1 pseudogene is annotated in these 208 nt (G+C 65.4%); it reads left to right on the plus strand.

What is annotated here, in order from left to right:
• Nucleotides 1–208: pseudogene (locus SLW56_RS20845) on the plus strand (flagellin type B); the annotation flags it as partial.

Consider the following 208-nt stretch of genomic DNA (forward strand, 5'->3'; position numbering starts at 1 on the left):
CGCCCAGACCGGCGTGTACGCCTCGCTGGACAGCAGCAACAAGCTGAAGCTGGAATCGGTCAAGGGCGGCCAGGACTTCTCGTTCACTGCGGGCAGCGCCACCGGTGCCACCGGCATCACCTTCGACCAGAGCGGCATCGCCGCCACTGCCACTGCCGCCGCGGGTACCACCAACTTCCTGAAGGACGTGGACATCTCGACCTTCCAA

Source organism: Xanthomonas sp. LF07-6 (assembly GCF_034105445.1).
GTDB lineage: Bacteria > Pseudomonadota > Gammaproteobacteria > Xanthomonadales > Xanthomonadaceae > Xanthomonas_A > Xanthomonas_A sontii.